This is a genomic window from Sphingobacterium sp. LZ7M1 (assembly GCF_024296865.1).
Lineage (GTDB): Bacteria > Bacteroidota > Bacteroidia > Sphingobacteriales > Sphingobacteriaceae > Sphingobacterium.
Genome location: NZ_CP101134.1, coordinates 1,659,938 through 1,674,677 on the forward strand (window position 1 = coordinate 1,659,938; position 14,740 = coordinate 1,674,677).

The 14,740-nt window shown below is 42.1% G+C and carries 14 protein-coding genes; 12 read left to right on the plus strand and 2 right to left on the minus strand.

The features are described from left to right. The first annotated feature begins 46 nt into the window (after positions 1-46). The 9 genes from NMK93_RS07145 to NMK93_RS07185 all read left to right on the plus strand — a co-directional run bounded on the left by NMK93_RS07145 (position 47) and on the right by NMK93_RS07185 (position 6,825). Entirely contained in the window at positions 47-619 is a 573-nt protein-coding gene (locus NMK93_RS07145; protein ID WP_254529117.1) for a UbiX family flavin prenyltransferase, read from the plus strand. Between the two features lie 270 nt (positions 620-889). Beyond that, positions 890-2,155: a dihydroorotase family protein gene (locus NMK93_RS07150; protein WP_254529119.1), complete on the plus strand. Its 1,266-nt coding sequence runs from the start codon at positions 890-892 to the stop codon at positions 2,153-2,155. 7 nt (positions 2,156-2,162) lie between these two features. Beyond that, the gene (locus NMK93_RS07155; protein ID WP_254529121.1) at positions 2,163-2,831 is read left to right on the plus strand and encodes a hypothetical protein; all 669 of its coding nucleotides are present in this window, start codon (positions 2,163-2,165) and stop codon (positions 2,829-2,831) included. A gap of 3 nt (positions 2,832-2,834) precedes the next feature. Beyond that, positions 2,835-3,464 carry a DUF4199 domain-containing protein gene (locus NMK93_RS07160; protein WP_185211653.1) on the plus strand — a complete coding sequence of 210 codons (630 nt, stop codon included), beginning with the start codon at positions 2,835-2,837 and terminating at the stop codon, positions 3,462-3,464. Between the two features lie 64 nt (positions 3,465-3,528). Continuing rightward, positions 3,529-4,479 (plus strand): glycosyltransferase family 2 protein, encoded by a 951-nt coding sequence (locus tag NMK93_RS07165; RefSeq protein ID WP_254529123.1) that lies wholly within the window; start codon positions 3,529-3,531, stop codon positions 4,477-4,479. Between the two features lies 1 nt (position 4,480). Continuing rightward, a complete protein-coding gene (locus NMK93_RS07170; protein WP_185217082.1) occupies positions 4,481-5,491 on the plus strand; it encodes a glycosyltransferase in 1,011 nt (336 codons plus the stop codon). Between the two features lie 41 nt (positions 5,492-5,532). After that, positions 5,533-5,805, plus strand: coding sequence for a hypothetical protein (locus NMK93_RS07175; protein WP_254529124.1), 273 nt, complete (start codon positions 5,533-5,535; stop codon positions 5,803-5,805). Beyond that, positions 5,802-6,569 carry an MBL fold metallo-hydrolase gene (locus NMK93_RS07180; protein ID WP_254529125.1) on the plus strand — a complete coding sequence of 256 codons (768 nt, stop codon included), beginning with the start codon at positions 5,802-5,804 and terminating at the stop codon, positions 6,567-6,569. The genes NMK93_RS07175 and NMK93_RS07180 overlap by 4 nt, the downstream gene beginning before the upstream one ends. A gap of 103 nt (positions 6,570-6,672) precedes the next feature. Beyond that, a complete protein-coding gene (locus NMK93_RS07185; RefSeq protein ID WP_139185413.1) occupies positions 6,673-6,825 on the plus strand; it encodes a lmo0937 family membrane protein in 153 nt (50 codons plus the stop codon). Here NMK93_RS07185 and NMK93_RS07190 read toward each other — a convergent pair. Together NMK93_RS07190 and queA are read right to left on the minus strand one after the other, a co-directional pair. Next, positions 6,822-7,514, minus strand: coding sequence for a 2-C-methyl-D-erythritol 4-phosphate cytidylyltransferase (locus tag NMK93_RS07190; protein WP_254529126.1), 693 nt, complete (start codon positions 7,512-7,514; stop codon positions 6,822-6,824). The genes NMK93_RS07185 and NMK93_RS07190 overlap by 4 nt on opposite strands. 95 nt (positions 7,515-7,609) lie before the next feature. Then, a complete protein-coding gene (gene queA, locus NMK93_RS07195; RefSeq protein WP_185211659.1) occupies positions 7,610-8,659 on the minus strand; it encodes a tRNA preQ1(34) S-adenosylmethionine ribosyltransferase-isomerase QueA in 1,050 nt (349 codons plus the stop codon). A gap of 267 nt (positions 8,660-8,926) precedes the next feature. Here queA and NMK93_RS07200 point away from each other — a divergent pair, with 267 nt between their 5' ends. Genes NMK93_RS07200 through NMK93_RS07210 form a run of 3 tightly spaced genes read left to right on the plus strand, consistent with a single transcriptional unit; the run spans position 8,927 to position 14,739 of the window. Continuing rightward, a complete protein-coding gene (locus NMK93_RS07200; protein WP_254529127.1) occupies positions 8,927-11,386 on the plus strand; it encodes a glycoside hydrolase family 31 protein in 2,460 nt (819 codons plus the stop codon). Between the two features lie 21 nt (positions 11,387-11,407). After that, on the plus strand, positions 11,408-13,327 hold the full coding sequence (glgB, locus tag NMK93_RS07205) for a 1,4-alpha-glucan branching protein GlgB (protein WP_254529128.1): 1,920 nt from the start codon (positions 11,408-11,410) through the stop codon (positions 13,325-13,327). Then, on the plus strand, positions 13,324-14,739 hold the full coding sequence (locus tag NMK93_RS07210) for a glycogen synthase (RefSeq protein ID WP_254529130.1): 1,416 nt from the start codon (positions 13,324-13,326) through the stop codon (positions 14,737-14,739). Before glgB ends, NMK93_RS07210 begins: the two co-directional genes overlap by 4 nt. The last annotated feature ends 1 nt before the right edge of the window (position 14,740 follow it).

Consider the following 14,740-nt stretch of genomic DNA (forward strand, 5'->3'; position numbering starts at 1 on the left):
AAAGGGTTTTGCAGGTACTGTGGAGGAAGTTTCATAGATTTGTAACATGAGCAAAAGAAAAATTGTTGTAGCCATTACCGGAGCATCCGGATCCATCTATGCGAAAGTGCTGTTAGACAAGCTGCAGCAGCTTTCAGAGCAGATCGAAGCTGTAGGGATCGTTATGTCGGACAACGCCAAGGACGTTTGGAAGTTTGAACTGGACAACGATAGTTACAAAGATTATGATTTTCCGACCTATCAGAAGAGTGATTTTATGGCGCCCTTTGCTTCTGGTTCGGCAAAGTACGACTGCATGTTTGTCGTTCCCTGTTCTATGGGGACCATGGCAAGGATTGCACATGGGATTTCCTCGGATCTGACGACCCGAGCGGCCGATGTGATCCTGAAGGAAAGGAGAAAGCTCATTTTGCTTACTCGAGAAACCCCGTTGAGCAGCATACATATCCAGAATATGGCCCTGATTACCCAGGCGGGTGGAATTATCTGTCCAGCTTCCCCATCGTTTTACAGCCGTCCACAAACCTTTGAAGAATTGGCCGCAACCGTTGTAGACCGTGCCCTGGATATCGCAGGATTTGATCTGAGCGGTTTAAAGACCTTTCGTTGGAGTGAATAATTTCATTGATCCTTTTATAGATAGGGACAGCAGGTATTTTGCGAATAATGGGATATACAAGGATTCCTAAAAGTTTTTGTAACAGTATTCATTGAATTTTGTACTTTTGTTTTTTAATGAAACAGCTGTTAATATCTTCGAATAAGGAGTTTTTATACTTGAAGAAGGTTTTTGAAAATGCTCATTGGAAAAGAACCTTTGGAAGGCTAGCTGGTTCCCACAACTTAAACAACAGCATTCAGCACAATTTTTTGATTTTCAATTCAATTCATGGCTACAATATTAATTAATTCTGCGACTTTGGTTTCGGCAGGACATCCGCTGCATTTGTCTACTGTAGACGTACTTGTGAAAAATGGCAAGATCGAACAGATTGCCAAGAAGATCAAGTCGGACGACAATAAGCTTCAGGTGATTGACGGGAAGGATTCATTTCTTTCTGTAGGATTTTTTGACCTCAACGTTAATTTCGGTGAACCGGGTTACGAAACGAAGGAGGACCTTCAGACGGGAACTGCAGCTTCGGCAGCAGGAGGATTTACGGCAGTGGCCGTACAGCCGAATACCAATCCGCCAATCCACAGCCGTTCGGAAGTAGCCTTGATCGTCAATGCTGCCAAAGGAAACCTTGTGGACGTTTTTCCGGTAGGGACGGTCAGCAAGAAACGCGAAGGCAATGAATTGGCTGAACTATATGATATGAAAGTCACAGGTGCCGTAGCCTACAGTGATGGTACGCACAGTATACAGCAGGCGGGTCTGATGTCCCGTGCCTTGCTTTATGCAAAAGGTTTTGATGGATTGATCATGGCATTTCCGGAGGATGACTCCATCGCCGCGGACAGTAAAATGAATGAAGGTGAAGTGAGTACCTACCTTGGCATGAAAGGTATCCCTAACCTAGCGGAATCCGTTATGATCTCTAGGGATCTTTTCCTAGCGGAGTATAATGAGGCGCCAATCCACTTCAGTACCATCTCTACGGAAGAAGCAGTTGACCTGATCAAAAAAGCTAAGAGTAAAGGGATTAAGGTGACCTGCGATGTCGCTGCACATAACTTGGTCTTTACAGATGAGGACGTTAAGGGTTTTGATAGCAATTATAAAGTAAGCCCTCCATTGCGTACCAAGAAAGATGGAAAAGCCCTGATCAAAGGATTGAAAGATGGCGTGATCGATGCGGTGGTATCACAGCATACTCCACAGGAGATCGAATTCAAGCAGGTGGAATTCCAGATTGCGAAAAATGGAATCATTGCGGCACAGACCGTCTTGCCATTGTTACTGAAGGCAGGTTTGTCCGCCGAGCAGATTGTAGAGAAATTAGCGGTTAACCCTAGGAAAATCTTAGGACAGGAAGTTCCTGTGATCGCAGAAGGAGCAGAGGCAAATTTGGTGTTGTTTAGTCCATCGAAAAAATGGATATTTGATAGTAAGACCAATAGATCAAAATCAGCAAACAGCCCGTTGTTCGGTCAAGAATTAACAGGTCAGGTATTAGCTGTAATTAACAATAATAAGTTGCACATCAATTAAATAACATATGGATACTAAAGTAAAGAATGCCTTAGAGGCTGCTGTAAATAATTATGCTAAGGTAGAGCAGATTGATGGACAGGATATCCTTCCGGGCTTAGCTTCCGCATTTGAATTAGATGCTCCATTTATGGATAAGGTAGAGGCCATGGATGCTGTTTTTGATGACAATCAACGCTTTGAAGAACTGCGCGAATATAGTTTTGACCTGTTGATGATCAACTTCTTTGCAGAGGATGTCCAGAAATTGGAAGAGGACTATCTCGATTCAGAAGAATGGGAAGCGATCGAGGAGGAAACTCTTGATCGTGGCTCAGAACTGTTGAATATTCTATTATACCTGAAAGAATGTGAAGATGACGAGGTTGAGCCTTCGTTGGATGATTTCTTGAAGGAGTTCCTTTTGGTTGAAGAAGATGAATTTCAGGATGAATACAGGATTTACGAAAAGGTAATTGCCAACCAGATCTTGATCGATAGCGACTATAATGAAATCGCAAAAGTGGCCAAAGGGCTTTCTGAGGATGATGAATTGGTTGATTTATTCTATCCTTTGATTTCTTTCTTCAACGAACAGAAACCAAATGCAGGACAGTTGGAGGAATATGCGCAGGCAGCTCCGAATAAGGCATTAGACCAAGCCCTACTGCAATTAATCATAAACTACAACTCATAAATTATGGATTCAATCAACGCTACAAATAATGTAAGGAAACAAGCCGTGATCAATGGCGTCATCTTGGGAGTGATATCCTTTGTTCTTTCCATTATTTCCCTTTATTTTTCGAAATCAGCTACATCGATCGTTACTTCATCGGTCATCAATATCTTCGTTAGTTATGCGGTTTTCCTTGCGATTGCAGTATTCTTTATCCTGAAATTGAGAAAAGCTAACGGTGGGTATTGGGATTTTTCTACGGCCCTGAAGAATATCTTTATTATGTTGGCCATTACGGCTGCCATAGGTCTTATCGGTATCAATATATTCAATATGGTTTATCCAAGCTTACAGGTAGAAGCTATTGAAAACACGCAGAACCTGACCATTGAGATGATGGAAGCCAATAATATGCCTGATGAGCAGATTGATGCTACCTTGGAGATGTTGGATCAGCAGAAGGAAGCCTTAGGTTCCTTGTCGATCGGGCAGATCCTGAAGGGATTGGCGGTTTCCTTATTGCTTTACTTTGTATTGGCCTTGATTTTTGCGGCAATCTTCAAAAAAGAGAAACCCATGTTCAAACCTGCAAGCAGTTCGGATGAAGCACATCCTTGGCAAAACACAGATAACAACGATAATAACGCTTAACAAACGCTAACGTTTATATGATAAAGGTATCATCCAAAAATGATACCTTTGTTCTTTATTCATTATGGACATTTCAGTAGTAATACCTTTATACAACGAGGAAGAATCACTTCCTGAATTGACGGCTTGGATTAAGCGCGTTATGGATGCCAATAATTTCACTTACGAAATCGTTATGGTTGACGATGGCAGTAAGGATAGTTCTTGGAAGGTGATCAAGAACCTGAAAAAGGCGAATGAGAATGTTATCGGTATACGTTTCAGGAGGAACTATGGGAAATCGGCGGCGCTTAACGTTGGTTTTGCAGCGGCGGAAGGCGATGTGGTCATTACGATGGATGCTGACCTTCAAGATAGTCCTGATGAGATTCCAGAGCTTTATGACCGGATCATGAACCAAGATGCTGACCTGGTTTCAGGTTGGAAGAAAAAGCGGTATGATCCATTGACAAAGACCATTCCTACCAAGTTGTTCAACTCTGCTACGCGCAGTATGTCGGGTATAGACAACCTGCATGACTTCAACTGTGGGCTGAAAGCCTATAAGAAGGATGTGGTAAAGAGCATAGAGGTTTACGGTGAGATGCACCGCTATATTCCTGTACTGGCCAAATGGGCTGGTTTTAGCAATATACAGGAGCAGGTCGTTCAGCACTATCCCCGAAAATATGGTACGACCAAATTTGGTCCGGGACGCTTTGTAAAGGGATTTCTGGATTTGATGTCCATATTCTTTGTAGGAAAGTTCGCCAAGAGGCCCATGCACTTCTTTGGACCTTTAGGCGTTATCAGTTTCTTACTGGGATTTTTCATTACCATCTGGTTGATCTGCGAAAAGCTGATGAGCATCGCCAATGGTACCGTTTATAGAAATGTGACCGACCAGCCATTGTTCTTTTTGGCATTGGTGGCCATCATCATTGGATCACAGTTATTCCTGACTGGATTTGTTGCCGAGCTGGTATCGCGCAATGGTTCCGATAGGAATAAATATCATGTAGACGAAGTCATCTAATATGTTTTTTTCCATCATCGTTCCTCTCTATAACAGACCGGTTGAGATCAAGGAAATGCTCAGTTCTTTGTTGGACCAAACCTACAAGGAATTTGAAGTGATCATTGTGGAGGATGGATCCAAAAATAATGCGGAACATATTGTAGATAAGTTCAAAGACAGACTGGATATACAGTATTTCTTTAAGGAAAATGAAGGTCAGGGATTTGCTCGGAACTATGGTTTTGAAAGAGCAAAAGGAGATTTCTTCATTGTTTTTGATTCTGATATCATTGTTCCAGAAGATTATCTGCTCAAGGTAATCGAAGGGATTGAAAAAGATAAACTGGATGCATTTGGTGGTCCAGATGCAGCACATTCTTCTTTTACGGCCATACAGAAAGCGATCAGCTATTCGATGACCAGTCCGTTTACCACAGGCGGTATCCGTGGCAATAAAAAGCATGTCGGACAGTTTCATCCCAGAAGTTTCAATCTAGGGATCAGCCGTGCCGTTTGGGAGAAAACTGGGGGATTTAAGCTTTCCCGTCGCTCAGAGGATATCGAATTCAGTATCCGGATGATCAATTCCGGCTTTAAGGTTGGTTTGATTCCAGATGCTTTTGTTTACCATAAACGAAGGACGAGCTTTGCTCAATTCTATAAGCAGACCTATAATTTTGGAAAGGGAAGGATCGATATTTACTGTCTTTACCCGAAGGAATTGAAGCCTGTTCATGCCCTGCCTGCCGTATTTGTGTTGGGCTTGGCTTTCTTGCTCATGATCGATGTCATCAACCTGTTGACCATGGACGAGATCTATTTTTTACATATCCTGGGCCTGATAGGCAATTCTTTTCTAGCGATCTATACCATATTGCTGTTTCTACATGCCTTGGTCAGTACCAAGAGCCTGAAGGTTGCCTTCTTGTCGGTGATTGCAGCTTATACGCAATTGATAGCGTATGGGTCTGGATTCCTAAGCCAATATGCCCAAAAATTTATTACGAATAAAAAGGCTTCAAAGAATTGATAAATTCCTGATGCTTTATTAAATTGTGATGAGGAGATACTATGATTTCATTAACTCAAGGAAGTTTAGATAAATTAGAAACCCTGTTCAGTGATCTTGGCTATAAACTGCGCTATGAGAAGGGATCGTTCCGAACCGGTGCATGTGTTCTGCAGAACGCCAGGGTGGTCGTGGTAAACAAGTTCTCGACCGTGGACATGAAAGTGGTTTCCCTATTGCAAATCTTGGAAACCATGGAAGTGGATGAGAGCTTGATCCAAGAAAAATTAAAGACTTTTTATCAGCAAATAAAAAAGACAAAAATTACGTTTTGAGAGTAACATTTTTAGGTACAGGAACCTCGCAGGGAGTTCCGGTTATTGCATGTCCATGTGAAGTCTGCCATTCGGAGGATAAGCGAGATAATCGCCTACGTTCTTCGATATTGCTGGAATACAATGGCTATTCGGTCATTGTGGATACAGGACCTGACTTTAGGTACCAGATGTTACGCCAGGAAGTCAAGCGCCTGGATGCCGTATTAATGACGCATTCCCATAAAGACCATATTGCAGGTTTGGATGATGTCCGTGCCTTTAATTACCAACAGCAGCAATCTATTCCGATCTATTCCAATAAGGCGACCCATGATGCCTTGAGGAAGGAGTTTTACTATGCCTTCAGTGATTATAAATACCCCGGAGTGCCTCAGCTGGAGCTTGAGGAAATCTTTGCCGGACAGGCTTTTGAGCTGTACGGAAAATCAATCCTGCCAGTGGAGGTGATGCACTATAAGATGCCTGTTCTGGGATTTAGGGTCGATAATTTTGCCTATATCACCGATGCCAAGACTATTTCAGAAGAATCCTTTAAATTATTGGAAGGAGTGGAGGTTTTGGTGATCAATGCCTTGCAACGTGAACCTCATATTTCCCATTTGACTTTGGAGGAAGCTATTGAAGTTTCCAATCGGATACAACCCCAAAAAACCTACCTTACCCATATTTCACATCGTTTTGGAAAGCACGTGGAGATAGAAACTATGTTGCCGGATGGAATTTATGTGTCTTACGATCAGTTAGTTATTGATTTATTGTAAAAAAATATGTCTGTTTAAAACAATTTGTTTGAATGACTTGTTTATCCTAATGAAAATTGAATCATTGAATAAACTATTTTACAAAACACAAATTTTAACTACTATGGGAAATATTTTGTATTTAATCGCGGTTATTCTCGTCATCATTTGGGCAATTAGCTTCTTTGGAGGTTATGCTACTGGCGGTATTATTCACATTTTATTGGTTATTGCCATTATTGTGATCTTATTGAGAATAATCAGAGGCAACGCTTAAATTTTATTAAATAACAGTTGAGCAATGGCTATGTCTTCTTCAAAGGTAATCTTCAGGTTCTGTTGATCACCGGGGAGCAGGTATAAGTTATTGCTCAACTTTTCTACAACAGATGCGTCATCTGTAAAAAAGCTTTCCTCAGGCTGTTCATAGGCTTCGATCAGTAGTTTGCCCATAAACAGTTGTGGCGTCTGTACCAACCAGACCATCTGCCTATCCACTGCATGGCTTTGTTCCTGCATCCCCATCCTTACAGAATTTGTACTCTGTACAGCAGGGATTACCGCAGGTCTATCCAAGTTACAGGTCGTATATAACTCATCGATCAATTTGCCGCTCAACAATGGTCTAGCGCCATCGTGAACCCCAATTTTAGATTCTAACCCCAGTTGGGCACTTCCCTTAATAAATTCAATACCATTTTTTACGCTCTGGAATCTCGTGTTTCCACCTTGAGTCACCTGATGCGGGATGTTGAAATCAAATTCTCTGCAGAGTTCATCCCAAAGACCAAACATCTGTTCGGAAAGAACGAGGATAATTTCGGGCTTGGTCTGTGAAGAGGCGAATTTCTCCAGGGTATGCATGAGGATGGGTTTTCCATCCAACAGAAGAAATTGCTTTGGGAGATTTCCTCCAAGCCTAGAGCCTGTTCCGGCAGCAACGATGATGACAAAATGGGTAGACATAGCTTCGATATAGCGTTTAATAAAGCAAAGTAAATAAAAAGGAATAAAAAACGCAGGTCATTGACCTGCGTTTTTCTTATTTAAGGAGTAAATTATTAAATAATCAACATAGCGTCTCCATAGCTATAGAAACGGTATTTCTCTTTTACGGCAACTTCGTATGCATTCATTACATTTTCATATCCTGCGAAAGCTGCAATCATAACCAAAAGGGTAGATTGTGGAGTATGGAAATTGGTGATCATCGAGTTGGCGATGCTGAAATCATAAGGAGGATAGATGAACTTTGAAGTCCAGTCATTTGCTGCTTTCAAATGTTTGTCGGCAGATACTGAGGATTCGATAGCGCGCATGGATGTTGTACCTACTGCACAGATCTTGCGTTTGTTATCGATACCCTTATTAACGATGCGAGCAGCTTCCTCAGAAATGATATACTGCTCGGAATCCATTTTATGTTTCGTTAAATCTTCAACTTCAACCGTACGGAAAGTGCCAAGACCTACGTGAAGGGTTACTTCAGCGAAATCTACGCCCTTAAGTTCTAAGCGTTTCATCAATTCGCGGGAGAAGTGCAATCCAGCGGTTGGCGCTGCAACGGCACCTTCGTTTTTAGCGTAGATAGTTTGGTAGCGGAATTTATCTTCAGGAGTTGCTTTTCTTTTGATGTATTTAGGAAGAGGAGTTTCGCCTAAGATCTCGATGTTCTTACGGAACTCTTCGTCAGTACCATCAAAAAGGAAACGGATGGTACGGCCACGGGAAGTGGTATTGTCTACTACTTCGGCAACCAAAAGATCGTCATCTCCGAAATACAATTTGTTACCAACACGGATTTTACGAGCAGGATCAACCAAAACGTCCCAAAGGCGTAATTCTTTGTTCAGTTCCCTCAACAAGAATACTTCGATAGTCGCTCCAGTCTTTTCTTTATTACCATACATACGAGCAGGGAAAACCTTTGTGTTGTTCAAGATCATGACATCTTTATCATCAAAATAATCCAGAACATCTTTGAAGATCTTGTGTTCGATTTTTCCACTATCGCGGTGTAAAACCATTAAACGAGATTCATCTCTTTGTTCTGAAGGCTCAGATGCTAGCAATGACTCTGGAAGATTAAAGTTGAATTGAGATAATTTCATGTTATTCTACTGATGTATTATGCCCTCTAGCCTTACTGGGGCTAGATTTTAAAAAGGCTTACAAAATTACGAAATTAAAAGCTAATTATACCCTTTTTCTTGTATTACAACAATTTAATGATAATATCGGGTAAAACCATGTAGCTATGACTGTACATTTTAGTACATGTTCAACCGAATTTATTTAATAACATTGATTTCTATAAAATATATTGTAATTTAAAACTGACATTTACACTGTCTATTACCTATTTAGATTAATTTTTTATGACAGATACAACAAAGAAGGGCGATTTTGCAAATGATTTAATACCTAACCCTGACACACTAGACGATGGAATCCATCACGTTAATAATCCAGTTCTCGACCTTCCCAATATAGAAAAGCTTTATTTAACTGCTGTTAAAGGCTATACGCAAGACCGAAACGCGTTTTATTTTTCGGATGGGCGATCGAAAGTGGAAGTGAAAGTTTTTTCAGAGGATATCATCCGCGTGCGATTGGCACCTGAAGGTTCTTTCTTGGTCGATTTCTCTTATGCCATCAGTTTCAAGGAAGATAACTACGTGAGTTATGAACTTTTGGAAGATGCCGATTATTACAAAGTAAAAACGAACTCTACGATATGCTTGATCCGTAAATCGGATTTTACCATTTCCTTTGCGGATACGAACGAGAAGGTCTTGAACAAAGACCATTCGCCAATGCACTGGGAAGAGAATGTAGATTTTGGTGGTTATTATGTCTATTGTTCTAAAGAAGCTGCTGCTGATGAAGCTTTCTTTGGACTGGGCGATAAAGCTACCAACCTGAACCTGAGAGGGAGAAGGGTGAAGAACTGGAATTCGGATACCTATTCCTATGCCTTCAATCAGGATCCACTCTATAAGACGATCCCGTTCTATATGGGTGTAACCGAAGGTCAGGCCTATGGTATCTTCTTCGACAATACCTTCAAGACTTATTTTGACTTCGCTGCAGAACATCAGGACCAAACCAGTTTTTGGTCTGAGGGTGGAGAACTGCTATACTATTATATCCAAGGTCCAAAAATGATGGACGTGGTAAAGCGTTATCATAAACTCACCGGCACCCATTATATGCCTCCAATGTGGGGCTTGGGCTACCATCAATGTAGGTGGAGCTATTACCCAGAGAATAAGGTTCGTGAAGTTGCCTATGAGTTCAGAAAGCGTGAAATTCCTTGTGACGCTATCTATTTGGATATCGACTATATGGATGGATACCGTTGTTTTACTTGGAACAAGCGCTATTTTCCAGATCCTAAAAAGATGATTTCGGACCTCAATGCCAATGGATTTAAAACGGTGGTGATGATCGATCCGGGAATCAAGGTGGATGATAGCTATTGGGTTTTCAAGCAAGGTCAGGAGAACAACTATTTCTGCCGCCGGGGGGATGATTACTTCATGGAAGGGTTTGTATGGCCAGGAAGGTGTCAATTCCCTGATTTCACAAATCCGGAGGTACGGACATGGTGGGGAACACTATACAAAGGTTTGGTCGATGATGGCGTTGCAGGTTTCTGGAACGACATGAATGAGCCCGCTGTATTTGGTAGAGGGACTTTCCCGAATGATGTTAGGCATCAATTTGAAGGACATCGTGGTTCGCACCGTAAAGCGCATAACGTATATGGTATGCAGATGGTCCGCGCGACTTACGACGGCCTGAAGAAATTATATAAAAACAAACGTCCGTTTACCATTACCCGTGCGGCCTATGCCGGTACGCAGCGGTACTCATCGGTATGGACGGGTGACAATATCGCTACTTGGGAGCATTTGCGCATCGGAACCTTACAGTTACAGCGTCTTTCGGTTTCTGGACTTTCTTTCTGTGGAACCGATATCGGTGGATTTACCGGTGAGCCAGATGGTGAACTGTACACACGTTGGATGCAGTTTGGGGTGTTCTCTCCATTTATGCGTGTCCACTCGGCAGGTGATACCCGCGATCGGGAGCCTTGGAGCTTCGGACCAGAATGGGAAGCGATCTGTAAGAAGTTTATTGAATTGAGATACAAGTTGTTACCCTATATCTATTCAACTTTTTGGTTGCAACATAAATATGGTGAACCTATCTTAAGACCAGTTGCCTTGATGGAACAGGAAAAGGCCAAAAATATGGTCCGTGAGGAGGAGTTTGGTTTTGGAAATCAATTGTTGGTTTCGCCAGTCCTTCATCCTGGTCAACAGAACAAAATTGTTTATTTGCCTGAAGGAACCTGGTATTATTATTTTGACAACAGTTTCTATGAAGGTGGTCAGGAATATACCATTGATACGCCATTGGATGAGATGCCATTCTTTGTCCGTGGTGGATCGATTATCCCTGAATATCCTGTGATGCAATTTACAGGAGAGCGCAGGGTGGAGTCATTGCGATTGAACCTGTACTATTCCGAAGGTGAACATGCATCCTACCTATATTCCGATCATGGCGAAACCTTTGCCTATGAACAAGGGGTCTATGTGGAGAAGAATTTTATTGCAAGCTGTGATACCAAGCAGGTCAGCGTGATTCAAGGTGAGGAAGGGTTGTACACTCCGTATTACAGCGATTTCCATCTGTACCTGATCGGTTTGCCATTTGAGCCAAAACAGATCACGGTGGACGGGGTCAAAACCGCTCTGCAGAAAGATGAGCAGGGAAACAGTTTTATTAAATTAGAGCGAGATTTTAAAAAAGTAAATATTCAATAACTAGCTAAAACCTACTTAATTATGCCTCAACCAGTTGAAGTACACTCCTTATTGTCCGAATTTGATGTTTTTTTATTCAAGGCAGGACGGCATTATAAGCTTTATGAGAAATTTGGTTCTCATGAACTTCTAATTAATGGGGTAAAGGGAGTATATTTTGCGGTCTGGGCACCCAACGCCCAAACAGTGTCGGTAGTCGGAAACTTCAATGGATGGAATCCTCATTCGCATCAATTACAGGTTCGGTGGGACAGTTCGGGCATTTGGGAAGGTTTTATTCCTGGATTGGAGAATGGAGAGGTCTATAAATACCATATCCATTCCAATACTGGGGAGCATCTGGAGAAGTCTGATCCTTTTGCCTTGCATACCGAGATACCACCGAAGACAGCATCGATTGTTGCTACAACATACTTTGATTGGAATGATTCAGAATGGATGTTCAGTCGTAGGGAGCATAATGCACTGGATAGGCCCATGTCGGTCTATGAAATGCATTTGGGCTCTTGGCTTCGTGATCCTAAAGATCCAGATCGTTTCTTAAGCTATTTAGAAATTGCAGAGCAGCTGATACCTTACATTCAGGAAACTGGTTTTACCCATGTGGAATTTATGCCTATCATGGAGCATCCATATTATCCTTCCTGGGGATATCAGATTACCGGTTATTATGCGGCGAGCTCCAGGTTTGGAGGTCCACAGGACTTGATGAAATTGATCGAGCTGTTGCATGAAAGCCATATTGGTGTGATCCTGGACTGGGTGCCTTCGCATTTTCCGGGAGATGCCCATGGGCTTTATAATTTTGATGGAACCCACCTCTATGAACATGCGGATCCAAGAAAGGGTTTCCACCCCGATTGGCAATCCTATATATTCAATTATGGAAGGAATGAGGTTAAATCGTTCTTGATCAGTAATGCCTTTTTCTGGCTGGATCGATACCATATCGATGGATTGCGGGTGGATGCCGTTGCCTCCATGCTTTATCTGGATTATTCAAGGAAAGCTGGTGAATGGGAACCTAATGAGTTGGGCGGAAATGAAAACCTTGAAGCTGTAGCCTTCTTGAAGGAATTCAACGAGGCTGTTTCCAAATATTACCCCAACGTGCAGACCATTGCCGAAGAGTCTACTTCTTGGACGGGGGTGAGCCGTGCCACCTTTAATGGTGGACTTGGGTTTGGAATGAAATGGATGATGGGCTGGATGCACGATACATTAGCCTATTTCAAGGAAGATCCTATCAATCGTTCCTACCATCATGATAAGCTGACCTTTGCCACCGTATATGGATTTACGGAAAACTTTATGCTGCCTTTATCGCATGATGAAGTGGTATATGGCAAGCGTTCCTTGGTCTATAAAATGCCTGGCGATGAATGGCAGAAGTTTGCCAACCTCAGGGCATTATACCTATACATGTTTACTTTTATAGGAACGAAATTGCTCTTCATGGGTGGGGAATTTGGTCAGACTGCAGAGTGGAATGTCAACCAATCCTTGGACTGGCATCTGTTGCAGTACAAGCCGCATTCTAGTCTAAAGAATTTCGTGGCGAAATTAAATGAGATCTATAGAAAGTATCCAGCACTTTATGAGAAAGCCTTCAGTCCGGAAGGGTTTTTCTGGATAGAATTAGGGGACAGGGATCAAAGCGTCTTTGCGTATTGCAGACGTGGGCACGATATGGTGAACGACCTAGTGGTCATCCTCAATCTTACACCTGTTGTCCGGAGGAAATTTAAGTTAGGTGTGCCGCATCCGGGAAAATGGGAGCTGATCCTGAACTCGGACGATCAGGCATATAATGGCAGTGGCGTATCGGTTAAGAAAGAATTGATTACAGAAAATGAACCTTGGATGGGGCAGGAACAAGCCATTGTCGTAGACCTGCCACCATTGAGCGGTTTAGTATTTAAAAGAAAATTCGGAAAATGAAAGTCATACATTTAAGTGTAGAATGTTTTCCTGTCGCCAAAGTCGGCGGATTAGCGGATGTGGTGGGTGCCTTGCCTAAATACCAAAGGGAATTAGGTATTGATGCATCGGTCATCATGCCCTACTTCAACAGGAAGTTTGTACAGGATCATGAATTTGATGTGGTAGCCCGTGGAGAATTCCCACAGGGTTCCAGTGTATTGACCTATGAAATATTAAAGGAGAAAAAAGATGAATTGGGATTTCCGTTGTTCTTGGTGAAGATCCCTAATCTTTTGGACCGTGAAGAGATTTATTGTTATCAAGATGAGGCAGATCAATGGATTGCCTTTCAGCATGCGGTTCTCCATTACCTAAAAAGCAATGATATTCATCCAGATGTGCTGCACTGCCATGATCATCATGTTGGATTGGTTCCTTTCTTGACCAAGTGGAGCAATGAATTCAATGTTTTCAAGGGTGTGAAAACGGTAGTGACGGTCCATAACGGCCAGTATCAAGGCTGGATGTCCTGGAGTAAAGGGATTATCCTGCCATCATTTGATACCTGGAAATGGGGGTTGTTGGATTGGGATGGTCTGATCAATCCGTTGGCCACCGCCATAAAATGCTGTGATGCCTATACCACCGTTTCTGAAGGTTATCTAAAGGAACTGTTTGTGGATGCGAATGGATTGCAGGATCTGTTTTCAGATGAACGCTCTAAGGCCGTGGGAATTGTCAATGGTATTGACACCTCTTTTTGGGATCCAGAGATCGATGCCTTAATCGATCATCAATATTCCATGGTAACCGTGAACCAAGGGAAGGCTGAGAACAAAATGACCTTTTGCAAGGAATTTGGTCTAGATCCGAGCAAGCCTCTGTTAAGCTATATCGGTCGATTTGCCACGGAAAAAGGAGCAGATATTTTGCCTGAATTAATTGAGAATCTTTTGAAGAAAAACTCAGGGAAATTAAGTATATTTATACTAGGCTCTGGTGATGCGGGCATCCAACAATCTATAGAGGCTATCGCTCCTAACTATAAAAATGATCTAGCAGTATTCTTTGGGTATAATGAGCCATTGGCTCACCGGGTTTATGCAGCCTCAGACCTGTTGATTATGCCTTCGCGTGTGGAGCCCTGTGGATTGAACCAACTGTATGCATTAAAATATGGGACCATTCCTGTCGTTCGCAAGATAGGGGGTCTAAGAGATACCGTAAAGGATGTAGAAGAGGGAGGCTATGGCTTTCTTTTCAATGATGTAGAGGCTGATGAAGCTGCTGAGACTGTGAAAAGAGCAATCAAATATTTGAGTTATGCTGATAACTTGACGAAAACAAGGGATGCTGCGATGGTATTGGATTATTCTTGGAACAAATCGGCAAAGAAATATATAGAGTTATATAACCAATTACTTAAATGAT

Bases quoted from the DNA above. Each gene is read 5' to 3' on its own strand.
- NMK93_RS07185 (WP_139185413.1), top strand. From the start codon at position 6,673: ATGGGAAATATTTTGTATTTAATCGCGGTTATTCTCGTCATCATTTGG.
- NMK93_RS07160 (WP_185211653.1), top strand. From the start codon at position 2,835: ATGGATTCAATCAACGCTACAAATAATGTAAGGAAACAAGCCGTGATC.
- NMK93_RS07190 (WP_254529126.1), bottom strand. From the start codon at position 7,514: ATGTCTACCCATTTTGTCATCATCGTTGCTGCCGGAACAGGCTCTAGG.
- NMK93_RS07150 (WP_254529119.1), top strand. From the start codon at position 890: ATGGCTACAATATTAATTAATTCTGCGACTTTGGTTTCGGCAGGACAT.
- glgB (WP_254529128.1), top strand. From the start codon at position 11,408: ATGCCTCAACCAGTTGAAGTACACTCCTTATTGTCCGAATTTGATGTT.
- NMK93_RS07170 (WP_185217082.1), top strand. From the start codon at position 4,481: ATGTTTTTTTCCATCATCGTTCCTCTCTATAACAGACCGGTTGAGATC.
- NMK93_RS07165 (WP_254529123.1), top strand. From the start codon at position 3,529: ATGGACATTTCAGTAGTAATACCTTTATACAACGAGGAAGAATCACTT.
- NMK93_RS07210 (WP_254529130.1), top strand. From the start codon at position 13,324: ATGAAAGTCATACATTTAAGTGTAGAATGTTTTCCTGTCGCCAAAGTC.
- NMK93_RS07155 (WP_254529121.1), top strand. From the start codon at position 2,163: ATGGATACTAAAGTAAAGAATGCCTTAGAGGCTGCTGTAAATAATTAT.
- NMK93_RS07175 (WP_254529124.1), top strand. From the start codon at position 5,533: ATGATTTCATTAACTCAAGGAAGTTTAGATAAATTAGAAACCCTGTTC.
- NMK93_RS07200 (WP_254529127.1), top strand. From the start codon at position 8,927: ATGACAGATACAACAAAGAAGGGCGATTTTGCAAATGATTTAATACCT.
- queA (WP_185211659.1), bottom strand. From the start codon at position 8,659: ATGAAATTATCTCAATTCAACTTTAATCTTCCAGAGTCATTGCTAGCA.
- NMK93_RS07145 (WP_254529117.1), top strand. From the start codon at position 47: ATGAGCAAAAGAAAAATTGTTGTAGCCATTACCGGAGCATCCGGATCC.